The sequence below is a fragment of the Peribacillus sp. NPDC097295 genome (assembly GCF_044761665.1).
Taxonomy (GTDB): Bacteria; Bacillota; Bacilli; order Bacillales; family DSM-1321; genus Peribacillus.
Genome location: NZ_JBIWCW010000007.1, coordinates 130,937 through 145,835, shown reverse-complemented (window position 1 = coordinate 145,835; position 14,899 = coordinate 130,937). Strand labels below are relative to the sequence as shown.

General features: G+C 38.1%; 21 protein-coding genes and 3 pseudogenes. 12 read left to right on the top strand and 12 right to left on the bottom strand.

Going from position 1 to position 14,899, the window contains the following annotated elements; all coding sequences use genetic code 11:
* Positions 1-20: 20 nt before the first annotated feature.
* The 5 genes from ACIQXN_RS14190 to ACIQXN_RS14170 all read right to left on the bottom strand — a co-directional run bounded on the left by ACIQXN_RS14190 (position 21) and on the right by ACIQXN_RS14170 (position 2,250).
* Positions 21-458 carry a GNAT family N-acetyltransferase gene (locus ACIQXN_RS14190; protein ID WP_402967539.1) on the bottom strand — a complete coding sequence of 146 codons (438 nt, stop codon included), beginning with the start codon at positions 456-458 and terminating at the stop codon, positions 21-23.
* 45 nt (positions 459-503) lie between these two features.
* Positions 504-893 carry a VOC family protein gene (locus ACIQXN_RS14185; protein WP_402967536.1) on the bottom strand — a complete coding sequence of 130 codons (390 nt, stop codon included), beginning with the start codon at positions 891-893 and terminating at the stop codon, positions 504-506.
* 64 nt (positions 894-957) lie between these two features.
* Positions 958-1,293: a VOC family protein gene (locus ACIQXN_RS14180; protein WP_402967533.1), complete on the bottom strand. Its 336-nt coding sequence runs from the start codon at positions 1,291-1,293 to the stop codon at positions 958-960.
* 36 nt (positions 1,294-1,329) lie between these two features.
* On the bottom strand, positions 1,330-1,734 hold the full coding sequence (locus ACIQXN_RS14175; RefSeq protein WP_402967530.1) for a PH domain-containing protein: 405 nt from the start codon (positions 1,732-1,734) through the stop codon (positions 1,330-1,332).
* Positions 1,735-2,250, bottom strand: coding sequence for a DinB family protein (locus tag ACIQXN_RS14170; RefSeq protein ID WP_402967527.1), 516 nt, complete (start codon positions 2,248-2,250; stop codon positions 1,735-1,737).
* A 143-nt stretch (positions 2,251-2,393) separates the two neighbouring features.
* Here ACIQXN_RS14170 and ACIQXN_RS14165 point away from each other — a divergent pair, with 143 nt between their 5' ends.
* From ACIQXN_RS14165 to ACIQXN_RS14155, 3 genes and pseudogenes are all read left to right on the top strand, one after another.
* Positions 2,394-3,041 carry a glycosyltransferase gene (locus ACIQXN_RS14165; protein WP_402967613.1) on the top strand — a complete coding sequence of 216 codons (648 nt, stop codon included), beginning with the start codon at positions 2,394-2,396 and terminating at the stop codon, positions 3,039-3,041.
* 119 nt (positions 3,042-3,160) lie between these two features.
* Positions 3,161-3,754 (top strand): GNAT family N-acetyltransferase, encoded by a 594-nt coding sequence (locus ACIQXN_RS14160; protein ID WP_402967524.1) that lies wholly within the window; start codon positions 3,161-3,163, stop codon positions 3,752-3,754.
* Positions 3,755-3,796: 42 nt separating this feature from the next.
* A pseudogene (locus tag ACIQXN_RS14155) lies at positions 3,797-3,947 on the top strand (helix-turn-helix domain-containing protein); the annotation flags it as partial.
* Positions 3,948-4,474: 527 nt separating this feature from the next.
* On the opposite strand, the gene ACIQXN_RS14150 reads toward ACIQXN_RS14155, so the two are convergent.
* Positions 4,475-4,939 (bottom strand): stress protein, encoded by a 465-nt coding sequence (locus ACIQXN_RS14150; protein ID WP_402967521.1) that lies wholly within the window; start codon positions 4,937-4,939, stop codon positions 4,475-4,477.
* 229 nt (positions 4,940-5,168) lie between these two features.
* On the bottom strand, positions 5,169-6,023 hold the full coding sequence (locus tag ACIQXN_RS14145) for an alpha/beta fold hydrolase (protein ID WP_402967518.1): 855 nt from the start codon (positions 6,021-6,023) through the stop codon (positions 5,169-5,171).
* 182 nt (positions 6,024-6,205) lie between these two features.
* On the opposite strand from ACIQXN_RS14145, the gene ACIQXN_RS14140 reads away from it, so the two are divergent.
* A complete protein-coding gene (locus ACIQXN_RS14140) occupies positions 6,206-6,649 on the top strand; it encodes a MarR family winged helix-turn-helix transcriptional regulator (RefSeq protein WP_402967515.1) in 444 nt (147 codons plus the stop codon).
* A 246-nt stretch (positions 6,650-6,895) separates the two neighbouring features.
* Here the strand turns inward: ACIQXN_RS14140 and ACIQXN_RS14135 are convergent, their stop codons facing one another.
* Both ACIQXN_RS14135 and ACIQXN_RS14130 read right to left on the bottom strand, forming a co-directional pair.
* The gene (locus ACIQXN_RS14135) at positions 6,896-7,432 is read right to left on the bottom strand and encodes a TetR/AcrR family transcriptional regulator (RefSeq protein ID WP_402967512.1); all 537 of its coding nucleotides are present in this window, start codon (positions 7,430-7,432) and stop codon (positions 6,896-6,898) included.
* Between the two features lie 137 nt (positions 7,433-7,569).
* The gene (locus ACIQXN_RS14130; RefSeq protein WP_402967509.1) at positions 7,570-8,208 is read right to left on the bottom strand and encodes an FMN-dependent NADH-azoreductase; all 639 of its coding nucleotides are present in this window, start codon (positions 8,206-8,208) and stop codon (positions 7,570-7,572) included.
* A 255-nt stretch (positions 8,209-8,463) separates the two neighbouring features.
* Between ACIQXN_RS14130 and ACIQXN_RS14125 the strand changes: the two genes are divergently transcribed.
* The 4 genes and pseudogenes from ACIQXN_RS14125 to ACIQXN_RS14110 all read left to right on the top strand — a co-directional run bounded on the left by ACIQXN_RS14125 (position 8,464) and on the right by ACIQXN_RS14110 (position 10,661).
* On the top strand, positions 8,464-8,775 hold the full coding sequence (locus ACIQXN_RS14125; RefSeq protein ID WP_402967506.1) for an ArsR/SmtB family transcription factor: 312 nt from the start codon (positions 8,464-8,466) through the stop codon (positions 8,773-8,775).
* Positions 8,776-8,867: 92 nt separating this feature from the next.
* Positions 8,868-8,933, top strand: a pseudogene (locus ACIQXN_RS14120) (arsenate reductase/protein-tyrosine-phosphatase family protein); the annotation flags it as partial.
* A gap of 12 nt (positions 8,934-8,945) precedes the next feature.
* Positions 8,946-9,251, top strand: a complete 306-nt coding sequence (locus ACIQXN_RS14115; RefSeq protein ID WP_402967503.1) for a Fe-S cluster assembly protein HesB — start codon at positions 8,946-8,948, stop codon at positions 9,249-9,251.
* 87 nt (positions 9,252-9,338) lie between these two features.
* Complete coding sequence (locus ACIQXN_RS14110; RefSeq protein ID WP_402967500.1) at positions 9,339-10,661, top strand: FAD-dependent oxidoreductase; 1,323 nt, start codon at positions 9,339-9,341, stop codon at positions 10,659-10,661.
* A 44-nt stretch (positions 10,662-10,705) separates the two neighbouring features.
* On the opposite strand, the gene ACIQXN_RS14105 is transcribed toward ACIQXN_RS14110, so the two are convergent.
* Entirely contained in the window at positions 10,706-11,122 is a 417-nt protein-coding gene (locus tag ACIQXN_RS14105; RefSeq protein WP_402967497.1) for a DUF2283 domain-containing protein, read from the bottom strand.
* 408 nt (positions 11,123-11,530) lie between these two features.
* Between ACIQXN_RS14105 and ACIQXN_RS14100 the strand changes: the two genes are divergently transcribed.
* Positions 11,531-11,698, top strand: a complete 168-nt coding sequence (locus ACIQXN_RS14100) for a hypothetical protein (protein WP_402967494.1) — start codon at positions 11,531-11,533, stop codon at positions 11,696-11,698.
* A gap of 132 nt (positions 11,699-11,830) precedes the next feature.
* On the top strand, positions 11,831-12,211 hold the full coding sequence (locus ACIQXN_RS14095; RefSeq protein WP_402967491.1) for a nuclear transport factor 2 family protein: 381 nt from the start codon (positions 11,831-11,833) through the stop codon (positions 12,209-12,211).
* A 271-nt stretch (positions 12,212-12,482) separates the two neighbouring features.
* Here ACIQXN_RS14095 and ACIQXN_RS14090 read toward each other — a convergent pair whose 3' ends face one another.
* A complete protein-coding gene (locus tag ACIQXN_RS14090) occupies positions 12,483-12,776 on the bottom strand; it encodes a hypothetical protein (protein WP_402967488.1) in 294 nt (97 codons plus the stop codon).
* A 20-nt stretch (positions 12,777-12,796) separates the two neighbouring features.
* Positions 12,797-13,132 carry a hypothetical protein gene (locus ACIQXN_RS14085; protein WP_402967485.1) on the bottom strand — a complete coding sequence of 112 codons (336 nt, stop codon included), beginning with the start codon at positions 13,130-13,132 and terminating at the stop codon, positions 12,797-12,799.
* A 123-nt stretch (positions 13,133-13,255) separates the two neighbouring features.
* On the opposite strand from ACIQXN_RS14085, the pseudogene ACIQXN_RS14080 reads away from it, so the two are divergent.
* A pseudogene (locus ACIQXN_RS14080) lies at positions 13,256-13,360 on the top strand (hypothetical protein); the annotation flags it as partial.
* Between the two features lie 118 nt (positions 13,361-13,478).
* Positions 13,479-14,777 carry an MFS transporter gene (locus tag ACIQXN_RS14075; protein WP_402967610.1) on the top strand — a complete coding sequence of 433 codons (1,299 nt, stop codon included), beginning with the start codon at positions 13,479-13,481 and terminating at the stop codon, positions 14,775-14,777.
* Positions 14,778-14,899: the final 122 nt, after the last annotated feature.

Sequence of the window (14,899 nt, the reverse complement as noted above, 5' to 3'; positions counted from 1 at the left end):
GAGGGAAAGCCATCTATATTTTAAACTTTCATGCTCATCGTCACGGTTCTTATATTAAATCCTAACTTTTCATAAGATTTTATTGCATGATTTCCTTCATATGCACTTAGACGGATTTCAGAATATCCATCTATTTTTAGATGGTCTATCCCCTTTTGCATTAACTTTTTTGAAATTCCAATCCCTCTGAATTCTTCCAAAACAAATAACTCGTAAATAAATCCGTTCTTCTTATCTGTAAATTGGTCTTTGCTTGCCCCTATAAGAATCCAACCCATTAGTCTATCGTTTTCTGTTGCTATTAAATAATAGCTTCCCTTCTGTAAAAGCGGTTCAATCAGCTGGTTCATTTTTTCATTCGTAGGTTTTACTTCACCTAATGTACCGTCAAATATAGCTTGTGGAGAAAACAAAAAAATCTTTTTAAGTTCCGTTTCATTCGGTTTCCTAATATCCATAGTTTTCCCCCCTTCCTATCCTAATACTCCAATCTTCCATTGACATCATCTTAAATTCTCCTTCAACATCCAACTTAAAGGGGTAATCAATTCAAGAGAGTTGCCATCGGGATCTTGAAAGTAAATGTCTGCGTGGGCATGAGGGGTATTAGGAAGAACAAGGGGCTGCATGTCAGGTGGAAAGTCGAAAGCTGTTTTTATCACAATCCCCTTATCGCCCAGCCATTCCTTTGCGTGTTCGATATCTTTTTTGTCCACATGTAAGGCGACATGTCTTAGCGAAGGATGGTAAAGGGTTTGCACTTTATCCGTTTCCCACAAGCCTAACCAGCTGCGTCCCTTCTCGATCCAGAAGAAAGCTAATGTCTCATTTCGATAGGCTAGTTCTAATTCCAGTAGTTCATAGAAGGTTTGATACAGGTAGATGTGCTTCATACAGGCCTTTGATCATGATTTGGCTCTCCTCTTCTTTTCCGATGAAAAAAGGGTCATTATCCCTTCAGCTCTTCGTTTTATCAATGATGCGAATTGGGTTTCCCGAGCGATCTTGAAAGATGGCGTATCTACCTGGTGGGATATCACATGGTTCCTTCACAAAATCCAATGTGCCGTTTTCATGGTAAAATCGATCAACACTATCCACGATGAAAACACCACCGGCCGAGAATCCTTCCCCGTCATCTTCAAGCATTAACTGCACGTCACTACCCGGCAGTTTCAACGCAACCGTATGGTCCCCTTCCTGCCAAGCTTCTTCAAATCCTAACACTTCCCGATAGTAACGGGATGAACCTTTTAAATATTTGACTGGATGACATAAAAAAGCTAATTTCATCAGCTCGCCTCCCATATATTTTTCATTCACTACGTCCTATTTCTTTCTGTCGACTACAATCGAATGATTCAATTTTTCTAATTCCTCAAGGAATTTATCACGATTGTCCGGGGATATAAGCACCATTTTGCCATTCCCATATATAATCTCTAACCGGTCGAGTGAAAGTGCTGGAGATGATAACGGATTAAAGGTTCTTCTTATCGATTTGATTTCATACACCGGAATGATTTTATGGATGAACGCCGACCGGACCACCAAGCTATTATTCTCGATTACATAATAGGTCGTAAACCATATCCACAGTATTAAACCGGCAACCGGAACGCCTATATAAAGACTTGTAAGATCTTGATCCATGAACAGCGGGATGAAGACTGCGATGATGATCCCTAAGAAAACAGGATAGGTCCACCAGTCTTTTTTCGATTGAAATTTCATTTAAATACTCCTTTTACTCGTTATAGAATGCTCAAACAAACCATTCCAAGCATTCCCCTTCAGCAGGTTGGCTATATATACGATTTGTCCGATATGATACGAATAGTGATACATTTGTCTTTCAAGGGCTTCAATCAAGGTTTGAGCTTCTTTTTTAATCAATATTTCTCGAAGTAGATGTTCCTTCTTTATGGCATGCAGTGAATAAAGGAGCACATTCCAACCCTTTTCCCAAACCTCGACTAACTCTTTACGGGTAGTAATGTCAGACTCGATTTCCGAGTCTCGATTCCAGGACTTTTTCTCCCCATCGGTATGTAAAAAGTCCGTCCATCGAGACATCATATTTTCACTCATATGCTTCACGATGCTGGCAATGCTTTTGGATTGATTATTCGGAGACCAAAATAACATGTCCTCACTAAGCTGATTCATCGCCTTATCTGCCGTATTTTTCATATCCTTAAACCGCAATTTAAACACCCTAATATATTCAGAAGAAATATCGTTTGACATCGTATCATCCCCTTGGTATTTATTTCTCTATTTAAGTGGGCATTTCCTTCTCCCCATCACGCTCAAATTGATTTAGGAGTAAAAATTGGAAATCCATCAAATAATAATCCGGTAATTCATTTTAAATAAAGGAGATGTTTTTTATCAGAAACCTATTCATGAAGGCAGCGCTATTGTTTATGTCAGTCGCCTTACTTTTTAATCCCCTACATCCGGAGGCGAAAGGAAAAGCCAATCCCCCAAGGCAATGTATGGATGAATCGTCCGTCCAACTTCAACATGCTTTACGGAAACTTTGGATCGATCATACGATCTGGACAAGAAGCTATATTGTAAGTGCCATCTCAGGCCTGGATGACCAAGAAAAGATATTGGCACGTTTATTAAAAAACCAGGATGATATCGGAAATGCCATTAAGCCCTATTATGGGGAGGAAGCCGGTAACAAGTTGGCTCAACTGTTAAGGGAACACATTCAACTTGCTGGAAAAGTGGTCGAGGCAGCCAAAAGCGGGAATCAAGATAACTTCAAGAAATACAATGCTGAATGGTATAGGAACGCGGATGATATCGCCCTTTTTCTCAGCCAAGCCAATCCGAATTGGGACAATGAAGAACTGAAGGAGCTATTATATACACATCTGCAATTGTTGACGGACCAAGTGAGTGCCAGGCTTAAAAAGGATACCGACGCTGAAATTGTCGCATTTGATCAAGGTGAAGACCATATCATTAAGCTGGCGGATGTCTTAACCAAAGGAATTATCAAGCAATTTCCAAAGAAGTTTTAAGGGATTGCTGTTTTGAACGACATCTAGCAATTAAGTAGCGTTCTTCTATAAAAGAATGCTACTTTTTTTCTGTATATTTTTATATAATGGAAATTACTAACAATAAAAGAGGTGGTTATATGGAAAAACCATTTGAAAATTTCCCTACTTTAGAAACGGAACGACTAATTTTGAGAAAAGTGACGTGGGATGATATTGAAGATATACATGCTTATAGTTCGAATGAAGAAGTAACAAAATACGTCACGTGGGAAACCCACAAAACACTAGCTGATACTAAAGAGTTTATTGAATTTGCTTTCACCCAATACGAGAATAAGCGAATCGCTCCCTGGGGAATTCAGTATAAAGAAAACGGAAAGATTATTGGAACCATTGACTTTGTCTCTCACCACGGAGGGCATCATGTAGCTGAAATCGGATATGTACTTTCTCAAGACTATTGGGGGAAAGGCATCATGACAGAAGCTGCCAATGAAGTGATTGCATTCGGCTTCGACCGGATGGATGTCGTTCGGATTCAAGCCAGATGTTTTGTAGACAATAAAGGATCCTCACGCGTAATGGAGAAAACAGGGATGTCCTTTGAAGGAACCATGAGAAAAATGATGTTCGTAAAAGGTAAACATCAAGATGTCAACATGTACTCCATCCTGAAAGAAGAGTTCGCCTCCCTTCATAAACCCAGGAAAGAAAAGGCAAATAATATATAAGTAGCTTGTGCTATCAAGCTGCTTTCTACTTTTGCAAGATAGTCAGTTTCAAATTGGGAAACTGGTAAAAATTATTCCAGCATCAAAGTGATAATTGAATGAAGTGATCTGTTCGATATCACTATCGATGAATGATTAAGGAGTGATGAGGAGTTGACGGAAAAGATAATTCAAGATAGTAAACAATTGAAATTCCTCGATCTGAAAGGTTATTTCATGCTTGTTGCTGGTGTTTTGTCGGGAATTTTACTTGTGAGCTTTCTCAAAAATGGAGAAGTGAATTGGACAATTACGGGTGCTACGTTTGCTTTTTCGGTGTTAGGATTTTTCATTTTATTACTTATTAGAGTTGAAATGAAAAGGGCAAGGACAAGTCCTAAATAATCGGGGAATACATATATGTGAGGGGTGGCAAACTAGCCACTCCTTTTATTCTCTTTGGTCAAAAGTGAACCTTGCTGCAGAAGAAAAAACGTAGCAATTGTCAACGGTAAATGTACCATTAACATAGCCTTTTTCTAATTCACTACTATCTTTATCTATTCTATATAAAAACACACGTTATCGATTACTTATAATCGATAACGTGTGTTTTGAACGATCATTCGGCTGTTGCTTTCCCTAGGCTACGACTGCTGGGGCTGAACAATAAGCTCTATCTCTTCTTCATCATGATCATTGGTTTTTCCCTACATCTATTTGTTGTCATCTCTATTTTGATTAAGGTCTATGAAAATTGACGGTATTCCCATCACGGTCAAACCATCCTCTAAACGCCCAGTTAATATATCCTCCATCACCTTCGTTAACAAATGTTCCTTCTTCAAATACCCAGACTCCGAATGTAACACCATCGTAATCTACCGTATCAAAGTACTGTATACCTTGTAAGCCGTTTGAATTATAGCCTTGACTCAAGTTCATCACCATTACATTATATGTCTGGCCTGCTTCAAAGAACGATTTTTCCATTGCTCCCTTGACAAAGCCGCTTCGATTGTCAGCCGTTTTCTTAGCATCAGCAATAGCTTGTCCAATAGCAACTGGATCAACCGTTACCTCTCCTCCAACCTCTGCTGCTTCTGCTATGCCAGTATTTCCCCAAAAAGTCGGTAGAGCTAATGGTGTCGCTAACACAGATAACCCCAATGCAGAAGTTACAATAAATTGTTTCGCTCTTCTCATTCGATCTCCTCCTTTTAGATGTTATACTTTCTTATTACCGTAATTCTACAAAAATAAACAAATATTTTGAATATTTATAAAATTAAGGAATATTACCTATATATATTCAATTTTATATTGTCTACAATTCTGATGTTTCAGTATTTCGATTAAACATTCCATAAGCAAATAAGTCTTAAAAGTGGGAATTAATCCTCACTTTTAAGACTTTGTACCAGTCGTTATGGTCTTATAGAGACACTGATTCAGTAGATTTTAAGAATTGAAGAAGTTCTGCATTGAACTCTTCAGCATGCGTCACATTAAATCCATGTGGACCTCCCTTAATTACTGCAAGACGACTATTAGGAATGCGTTCATGTGCTTTTTGCCCACTAATTTCTAATGGCACGATGACATCTGAATCACCGTGAATAACTAATGTAGGTACGTTGAACTTATCTAAATCTGCTCGGAAATCTGTTTTACTAAATGCTGCGATACAATCAAGAGTTCCCTTTGGTGAAGCAAATGCTGCAATGTCACGATTGTATAATCTGAATTCTTCACTTACGAGATTCTTTTTGTCCTCAGAAGCGAAGAAATTCGTTGTGAAATTATCTAAGAATGCAATTCGATCTGCTTTTACTCCATCTTGCAATCCTTTGATGGCTTCATCATCGAACCCACCATCTGGATTATCCGCGGTTTTGTAAAGGTAAGGAGGTACGGCCCCTGCCAATACGGCTCTTGATACACGCTCTGTTCCGTACGTTCCTATATAACGAGCAACCTCGCCACCACCCATTGAGAAGCCTACCAATGTTACATCCTGAAGATCCAAATGCTCTAAGATCTTATTTAAGTCTGCTGCAAACGTATCATATTCGTATCCATTCCATGGCTGTGAAGATTGACCGAATCCCCGACGATCATATGTGATCACACGGTAACCAGCCTCGACTAATGCAGGCACTTGTTTTTCCCAAGACCTTCCGCTAAGTGGCCAACCGTGAATTAATACGACCGGTTTTCCAGATCCTACATCCTCAATGTGAAGCTCGATTGGGGCACCATTTTCATGACCTACTGTAAGTTTACTCATTATAAATTCCTCCCTTTACTTTGATTTATATTTCGCTAAATTATATTTTGCAAAACATAATTTATAAAACCATATTATTCCATTCATTAAATATTGTCAACGATTATATTTTGCAAAACACTTTTTTAATTTAGCATCATATGCTAAGCTATAGGAATAAATAACCAATAGGAAGTGTAACCATGGAAAATGATCAACTACAACTAGAGGACCACTTATGCTTCTCTTTGTATGCCTGCTCAAGAGCAATTTTACGCCTTTACCGCCCTTACCTAGATGAACTTCAACTCACTTATCCTCAGTATCTCGTCTTAGTTACATTGTGGGAGAAACCACAAAGAACCATTAAAGAATTAGGGAATGTCCTTAATCTCGATACAGGCACACTGACACCTTTACTCAAACGAATGGAAGCAGCAGGTCTTATCGATCGTCACCGTGACACGATAGATGAACGTATCGTGAACATCCATATTACTCAAGCAGGCAAAGCCCTACAGCAAAAAGCATCTTGTGTTCCCCAATCCCTATTCGACGCTACTGGTTTAAGTAAACAGGAACTAAATGAAATAAACGAAACAATACTACACCTATTACACCAGCTGAATGCAACAGATAAGAAATAGATAAATGAAAAAATCCACTTTATAGAGTGGATTTTTTTGTGCAGCCAGTCCGTGATCAGCAGCAACCGAAGATATGAAATGAGCGTAAACTGCCTAAGGGTTATTGATTTTAGATGATGTTGGTACAAATGTTGTAATCAAGGATACAGATGGAACCGTTTATGAAGAAATTGAATAGATGTAAGAAGGACCTCTACTTAGGCCCTTTTTTCATTTATTCGGCTAGAATAGAATGATTGAAATATACTAGCCTAAAATAATGTTTGTCAAACGGTTTACCGCCGTATGTATTGTTTCTTTCCCCTCTACACATGCCATTGCAACCCCATAAATGCCCCAACTCCAAAAAGTGGCAACTGCATAATGTTCTTCCTTCACGCCATGCTCTTTATCTAATAAAGCTTGCAAAGTTTCCGTCAAACGTTGTTTAATTTCAGAGTCCATTTTCAATTTGAATTCTTCAAGAGCATGTTGACATTGTAGGGATAAGTTTATTTGAGTACCTATAATAGCCTGTAGGGACATACTAATCGTTTGTTCATCAATGACTTCTTGTAATGCTATGTCTTTAAAAATCTCTTTCGTAAGAACTTCTTTTTGAATCACATCAATCAAATCGTATTTATCAATGAAATGATAGTAAAACGTGGAACGGTTGATCTCTGCTTCTTTTGTAATATCAGATATGGTAATCTCACTAAACTTTTTTTGTTTAATCAGTCTCATAAAACCATTCATGATATTTTGTCTTGTCCGTTCAATCCGAGGATCTTGTTTTTTCATTTGTACCTACCTTTTCAAAAATGTTTTTTTAACACTTGTTGGATTAAATGAATGACCCGATTATAACAGAAAAAAGCAATAAAAAAAGCAATACGTGATCCACGGACCACATATCGCCATTTACAGGTAGTGACAGATTAGAAGCTTTGTGCCAATTGCTTTGCACGCTCGATGCCTGATGCTTTAATTTCCTCGGCTTTATGTCGAATTGCATGATGACCTTCAATAAATAAACTCTCAAATTCCGTAATACCCATGATGGCCATCAATTGTTTTAAATAGAGATTGCCTAGCTCTAAATGGGCTAAAGGATGACCCTCTGAATAAAAGTCACCACGGGCTTGAATGTGAAGCACTTTCTTACCTTGAAGTAAGCCTACAGGGCCTTTTTCCGTATATTTAAACGTTTTACCAGGTACAGCCACCACATCAATATATGCTTTCACAACGGCTGGGAATAAATAGTTCCATAACGGCGTTACGAATATCATTTTATCTGCAGAAATAAATTGATCAAGAATAACGTTTAGGCGACTAACTTTCGCTAATTCCTCAGTTGAAAGAGCGTCAATTGGCTGTCCAGCCCTAAGTTTCCCCAAACCACTGAAAGCATCTGCATCTAAGTTAGGGATTTCTTCCTTAAACAAATCCACGGTTATGATTTCATCCCTTGGGTTTGTTTCTTTATATGTTTCAATAAATGCCTTGCCTGCTGCCATACTATATGATCCATTTTCATCATTTGGATTTGCTGTAATAAATAACATCTTCGCCATAATAAATCCCTCAAATTCTATATTTTTTTTACAACAACTGTTGTAAATATAGTATAAAAAAATTCATCAACTAAACAAACAATCAATTTTCTTAAATTGTTGTAAATCCAACATTTAGCTAGAAATGACTAAAAAGTGAATACTCGAAATAATTTTCAATCCTGTCACGAAAGTCTTCGTTTTAAAGTTTGCAATTCCATCTAAAAAGTCATAATATAAGTATATTCTTATATAACAATATTTAGAGGTGATGAAATGGATTTTCTTTTACTGGAGAAGCAATTGAAAGCAGTAGCAGATGGAAATCGACTTACCCTCCTTTCTTGTTTGAAAGGTGGAGAGGTATGTGTATGTGATTTAGTCGATGTGCTTGGTTTATCGCAGCCTGCCGTCAGTCAGCAGTTAAAGAAGCTGGAGGAAGCCGGAATTATTGTGGCCCGTAAAGTGGGGACATGGAAACATTATCGGTTAGTAGAGGACCAAACGCCCCTTATGCAGACGGTACTCGCTCAATTAGAGAAGCAAGATACATGTCAGTGCGGATCTGAATGTGATGCTTCGTCATGAGTGAACATCCTTAAAGTCCGATCTTGATGGCATACGTGTAGCTATTCATTGACAAAAAAGCACTTTGAAACAATCAAGTTATAGGGGGATTTATCATGACTAAAACGCTATATTTTTTATGCACAGGTAACTCTTGCCGTAGCCAAATGGCGGAAGGTTGAGCAAGCATAATGAATATGACCGTTGAAGGAAAAAACTACTTAACACAGGCCATTGAAGGTTCAGAAGTGAAAACACTTCGATTTTACGGGATTGCCGGTTGTTGTGGAGTGAATCTTGGTGTCGGATTAGATGACGCACAAGCTACTGACGAGGTCGCCTTGATTGAAGGAATCCAAGTAGCCGTTGATTCCCAAGTGAAAGCACAATTAGAAGGTGTGACGATTCATGCGGAAGTAGAAAATGGTGAAATGGGTTTAGTGTTACTAGGTTTTACCCCAACAAGTTGCTTATACATTTTACAAAAATCATATTAATTGAATGATGAAGTAGATAAGTAGACTCGTGCTACCTCTTTTTTCATCACTATATAAGTAAATTCTTATTTAAGGGGTGCTTTTATCATGAAAACATTTAATATCTTAAATCAGCAGGCATGTTGCGAGCCTTCAACAGGGTGTTGCACGCCGGAATCATCGTTACCGGTAGCCATTATCGGGGCAGGTCCTGTTGGATTAGCTGCCGCTGCTCAACTGGCTGCAAGAAAACAGCCCTTTCTCTTGTTTGAAGCAGGAGATGAAGTAGCGACAAGCGTCCGGTCATGGGGACATGTGACACTATTTTCTCCTTGGCAGTATAACATCGATGCAGCAGCCAAAACGTTACTCCAGCAAACGGACTGGCAGGAACCAAATGGCGAAGAAATCCCAACAGGTCATGAATTAATCGACTTATATTTAAAACCTTTGACGGAACTGGAACAGATCAAGCCATTCATTTATACAAATCATCCTGTGATTGCCCTTAGCCGTCAGAATAATGACAAGATGAAATCAAAGGCTCGTAACGATCAGCCGTTTGTCATTTATACGGAGGTAGAAGGTGAATTGAAGACATTCCAAGCGCGTGCAGTGCTGGATGCAACTGGTACATGGGGAAATCCGAATCCTGCCCAAGGAAACGGTGTCTGGTTGCCTTCTGAAAAAGCATTGGCCGAACGAATCGATTATCACATTCCAAATGTAGCCGTAAACGCCTCGCTTTATTCAAATAAAAAGGTTGCAGTTATCGGAGGTGGGCATTCAGCCATTAATTCATTGCTAAATCTGGCGGAGTTGAAGAAACAAGCTCCTGACACAGACATTACATGGATTTTACGCAAAGAGAACGTCGAAATGGCGTATGGTGGAGAGCAAAATGATGAACTGATGGCACGTGGAGCATTGGGCTCGCGTATTCGTCAGCTTGTGGATGAAGGAAAAATTAACGTGGTCACCCCGTTCTTCATTTCCTCTTTAAAAGGAACGGATAACATTTCAATCATGGGTACACAGCGTGGCGAAGCAATCGTTTTAGAAGGTTTTGACCGCCTAATTGTCAATACAGGCAGTCGTCCAGACTATACGATAAACGGAGAGCTGCGTTTAACCATTGATTCCACAACGGAAAGTGTGGCGGCACTCGCTTCTCTCATCGATCCAAATGAGCATAGCTGTGGAACCGTGGAGGCGCATGGTGAAACCACTTTACGTCAGCCTGAGCAAGGCTTTTATGTCGTAGGTGCAAAAAGCTATGGTCGGGCTCCAACCTTCTTAATGGCAACCGGCTATGAACAAGTTCGCTCGATTGTAGCCTTTTTAGCTGGGGATGAAGAAAGTGCAAAACATGTTGAACTAAGCCTCCCTGAAACCGGGGTATGTAATAGTGGTGCAGGTGGATGCTGTTAAATGTAGGGCTGCTAGTGGAAACTAGCAGTCTTTTTTTAAGAGGATTATATCTGATTGGTCAAATCCTGCTCGGAGTATGACTCCGAATCAAAAATATCAATCCCTAGGAAATCTTCACAGATAGTATCCGAAAAATGAAACACTATGGATTCAACGTCAGGATGAAAAATAGACTTTCTTGGTTTTTCATCACTCAGTCTGAAAGAATAATACGTCTTTCCATCAGTAGTAACTTCCTTTTTAAAAATGTGCCCTTTATCAGCAAGCATTTCCATTCTCCTTGCCGTTTCCCCTCCTAACTCTATTCCAACGATTGGAATCCCTTCTCCAAAATCTAACATGATATCATCGTTTCCTGGAAGTTCTTTCGAGGAAGTAATCTTATATGTAGATGGTTCACAAAAGTAAATATACGCCATCTCCACTTCCTTATCATAAGTAACTTGAGCTCTGCTTCCCATAAGGTTTGTCCCCCAAGTTCAATGGATTTACAGACTATTTTAGAGACTGAGATCGATTGAAAAAATGCCAATATTTTGATTATTTATGTTAAAGTGAAAGTAATATCGTGATAATCCCTACTTAAATTTAAATTGTCGAAGGGTGTTAATTTAATATGGATCTAACTTTTACTTCATTTTTAGTCATTATAATAATAATTTAAATCGTAATAAATATTTATTTATACGCCCAGCTTAAAAGATATCAGGTAAATGATAGGTCTCATAAAGCTAAGTGGCAACAGGTCATGGGACTTCATAATCCGGTAAACTTAATAGGATGGTTCTTTTTAACTCTGGCTTTATTTTTGGGTGCCATAGTATTAATAGTCGAAGCATTCAACCCATAAAAGTATTGGAGAAAAAACGATGAAATCTAAAATTCTTGATCTTATAATTTATATTTTATTAATTGCCTTTTGTACTTATTGGCTAATTTCTGAAGAATCACCTGCTGTATATCGGGGGATCTATGCTGTATGTGCAGCACTTTTCCTTGGATATAAAATCAAAAAACTCAAAGAAAGTAATTCATAACAAAGAAGAATCTCCCTGATCTACTAATCGGGGAGTCCTTTTTTTGTTGATAAATGTTAATTATCTAGGCTATGTTTTTAGAGGAAAAGGTATGATTGTAAAAAAATATACAAATCAAAGGATGATAAAATTATGGATGCGGATTTAAAGATACAATTAAGAGAATTAGAAGAAAGTCACATAGGACTAGAAGTACGTAAAAGTCGTAAAAAACTAGATGAAATACTTGCAGACAATTTCTTTGAAATAGGTAGTTCTGGGTATATGTTTGATAAAAAAGAATGCCTTGAAACTGGAGTTGTGCTGACTAAAATGTCACTGCATAACTATGAAATTTATCCGTTAGCACCAGATGTAGTTTTATCTACTTATTTTATTGTAGATAGAACTAGGAATCGTAACACTTATCGCAGTTCTATCTGGAAATATATCGATGGCAGATGGCAATTATATTTTCATCAAGGCACTATATCACCATTGCAGTTAAGTGAAGTTCTAATAGAAACCAAATAAGTTGGGAAAATTTAATGAGTAATTGTATACAACAATTCCCCAACTGTTTCACCGATACTAACCGAATAATTAAACACGGAAAAACACAGGGCCGTTAGAGAAGCAATAAAAGTAAAAGTGATAATTGATGTAGGTACATTTAGATATTTAGATATCTGAGCAATTAATTGTCTAATGATAACTTCCTCCTAAAAAAAATCAGTAGCCTAATATTAGTTTTACTTTGTAAATAAGTAATTCCCTACTTAGTAATACCAAATATTCTATAAGATTACCATTCAAATATAAAACTCGAAATAATTGCAAGGATAAAAACGATAAGAAAGAACTCAAGATAATATCTTTTCTCTTTTTTATCTTTTTTCCCTTCACTCATTCTCCAACCAAAAAATAGAAATATAAACATGGAACTAATACTATATCTCAGCAACGAGAGTATATAGTCAAACACAGGTTTAGTCTGTGTAATACTTCCTCCCTCCACTTTATTACTTACTAATAAGATAGAGACCGCCAAACCAAATAAGAATCCATAAAACGCCCATTTTCGAAGGTTTTTTTCCATACATCATTTTCTCCTAACAATCATTGTTGTTTTCTTAACCGCTTATGCCGAAAAGAATAAATAAGTGGATTTACTATGCCAAAAACTATAATGATCAAAAACATGGAGGTAGCCATCGCATCTCCACCCAAACCAAGTTCATCGACAATGATCGCGTCATAGAAGACAACTTGGGCAGATACAATGATGGATAGTAGGGACATGCTGATAACAGTTGCGGCATTGATGAATTTATTTAGTGTTTTTGGCAAGATAATTCCTATAAACAAAAGAAAGCCCACGATGACAAACGTAAAAAGAATGGGCCTTAATAGAGTAAAAACACCAACTGTTTCAAATGACTCGTATGTATACATATTCCCTCCACTACTATTCTGTTTATTACATTATAAGGTTTTATAAGTATTTTGAGTGATTAAATTCCATAAAACTCTATACCCCCCGCAAACCCAACTTTAATTTCACACGGTTAAAAGAGAAGTTCTCCAGAAAGGGCTGTAAGGGTTTCTGTCTGTGCACCAAAAACAATCGAAGAACTTGAGAAAGGATTGATCGTCCTTAGACGTTTGCTAAACGATCTTAGCTACTATTGTTTGCCATACAATTATAATATTGTTTGGTTTTTTTGTGCATGTTATGATGATTCAAATCTAGTTGGAGTATAAGAAAATAGAATAATTAGTTTTCTAGAAAGGGGGTTCAATCGTGTTAAAGAAAGAAAGTGTAAAAGCGTTAGACGAACAAACAGCTACGTTACAAAGTTACATTCGTTCTCCAGAAAAACAAAAGTCGTTATACAAGCGTACATTATTTGTTGTAAGTATTTCACAAATCTTTGGTGGTGCAGGGTTAGCCGCAGGAGTAACTGTGGGGGCACTACTTGCACAGCAAATGCTCGGCACAGAAGCTTTCGCTGGACTCCCTTCAGCTCTACTCACTTTAGGGTCAGCAGTAGCAGCATTATTTGTAGGGAAACTTTCTCAACGTTATGGGCGTCGTACAGGTCTGTCAACCGGTTTTATCGTCGGTGGACTTGGAGCAATAGGAGTCATCATTGCAGCAATAATAAATAGCGCATACCTATTATTCCCTTCCCTGCTTGTTTATGGTGCCGGGACAGCAACTAATTTACAAGCTCGTTATGCAGGTACGGACTTAGCGAATAGTAAACAGCGAGCGACTGCCATTAGTATGACAATGGTTTTCACAACATTTGGTGCCGTGGCAGGTCCAAATTTAGTCAATGTGATGGGGAATTTCGCTCTCTCTATTGGTGTTCCCTCTCTTGCTGGTCCTTTTATTTTAGCAGCAGCAGCATATATCTTAGCAGGTATTGTCCTTTTCATCATGCTTCGTCCAGATCCACTCGTTATAGCAAGAATGATAGAAGCAACGAACCAAGAACCTAGTGATAAAGGAAATTTGACAGCAACTGAACATACAGAAGACAAAAAGGGCATAATGGTTGGGGCAACGATTATGGTTCTTACTCAAATTGTAATGGTGGCTATTATGACAATGACACCCGTTCATATGAGACATCATGGACATAGCTTGGGTGCAGTAGGTCTTGTTATCGGTTTTCATATAGGTGCCATGTATCTCCCTTCCCTGATTACAGGTTTCCTAGTTGATAAGTTGGGGCGTACTACGATGGCTATTGCTTCAGGAACTACGTTGCTTCTGGCAGGTTTACTATCAGCATTTGCACCAGGAGATTCTATAGTTCTTCTAATAATTGCTCTTTCTTTACTTGGATTAGGATGGAATTTTGGTTTGATAAGTGGGACTGCACTTATTGTTGATTCAACCAAAACTTCCACAAGGGCTAAAACACAAGGTTCAGTGGATGTTTTGATTGCGTTGTCAGGAGCTGCTGGCGGAGCATCGTCTGGAATGATTGTGGCAGGTTCAAGTTATCTAACATTATCATTGATTGGAGGGATTTTATCCTTATTACTAATTCCAGTGGTGATATGGTCTCGTGGAAGTGAAAAATAAAAACTGTTTACTAACGGGGAAATCTCTCAAACTTCATTTCATTCATTTATCGGTCAGTTTGGCGGTTTTATCGGTCTAGCCTGCTATATATCGGTCAATTTGGGCATTATATCGGTCTAACT

Bases quoted from the DNA above. Each gene is read 5' to 3' on its own strand.
- ACIQXN_RS14190 (WP_402967539.1), bottom strand. From the start codon at position 458: ATGGATATTAGGAAACCGAATGAAACGGAACTTAAAAAGATTTTTTTG.
- ACIQXN_RS14185 (WP_402967536.1), bottom strand. From the start codon at position 893: ATGAAGCACATCTACCTGTATCAAACCTTCTATGAACTACTGGAATTA.
- ACIQXN_RS14180 (WP_402967533.1), bottom strand. From the start codon at position 1,293: ATGAAATTAGCTTTTTTATGTCATCCAGTCAAATATTTAAAAGGTTCA.
- ACIQXN_RS14175 (WP_402967530.1), bottom strand. From the start codon at position 1,734: ATGAAATTTCAATCGAAAAAAGACTGGTGGACCTATCCTGTTTTCTTA.
- ACIQXN_RS14170 (WP_402967527.1), bottom strand. From the start codon at position 2,250: ATGTCAAACGATATTTCTTCTGAATATATTAGGGTGTTTAAATTGCGG.
- ACIQXN_RS14160 (WP_402967524.1), top strand. From the start codon at position 3,161: ATGGAAAAACCATTTGAAAATTTCCCTACTTTAGAAACGGAACGACTA.
- ACIQXN_RS14150 (WP_402967521.1), bottom strand. From the start codon at position 4,939: ATGAGAAGAGCGAAACAATTTATTGTAACTTCTGCATTGGGGTTATCT.
- ACIQXN_RS14145 (WP_402967518.1), bottom strand. From the start codon at position 6,023: ATGAGTAAACTTACAGTAGGTCATGAAAATGGTGCCCCAATCGAGCTT.
- ACIQXN_RS14140 (WP_402967515.1), top strand. From the start codon at position 6,206: ATGGAAAATGATCAACTACAACTAGAGGACCACTTATGCTTCTCTTTG.
- ACIQXN_RS14135 (WP_402967512.1), bottom strand. From the start codon at position 7,432: ATGAAAAAACAAGATCCTCGGATTGAACGGACAAGACAAAATATCATG.
- ACIQXN_RS14130 (WP_402967509.1), bottom strand. From the start codon at position 8,208: ATGGCGAAGATGTTATTTATTACAGCAAATCCAAATGATGAAAATGGA.
- ACIQXN_RS14125 (WP_402967506.1), top strand. From the start codon at position 8,464: ATGGATTTTCTTTTACTGGAGAAGCAATTGAAAGCAGTAGCAGATGGA.
- ACIQXN_RS14115 (WP_402967503.1), top strand. From the start codon at position 8,946: ATGAATATGACCGTTGAAGGAAAAAACTACTTAACACAGGCCATTGAA.
- ACIQXN_RS14110 (WP_402967500.1), top strand. From the start codon at position 9,339: ATGAAAACATTTAATATCTTAAATCAGCAGGCATGTTGCGAGCCTTCA.
- ACIQXN_RS14105 (WP_402967497.1), bottom strand. From the start codon at position 11,122: ATGGGAAGCAGAGCTCAAGTTACTTATGATAAGGAAGTGGAGATGGCG.
- ACIQXN_RS14100 (WP_402967494.1), top strand. From the start codon at position 11,531: ATGAAATCTAAAATTCTTGATCTTATAATTTATATTTTATTAATTGCC.
- ACIQXN_RS14095 (WP_402967491.1), top strand. From the start codon at position 11,831: ATGGATGCGGATTTAAAGATACAATTAAGAGAATTAGAAGAAAGTCAC.
- ACIQXN_RS14090 (WP_402967488.1), bottom strand. From the start codon at position 12,776: ATGGAAAAAAACCTTCGAAAATGGGCGTTTTATGGATTCTTATTTGGT.
- ACIQXN_RS14085 (WP_402967485.1), bottom strand. From the start codon at position 13,132: ATGTATACATACGAGTCATTTGAAACAGTTGGTGTTTTTACTCTATTA.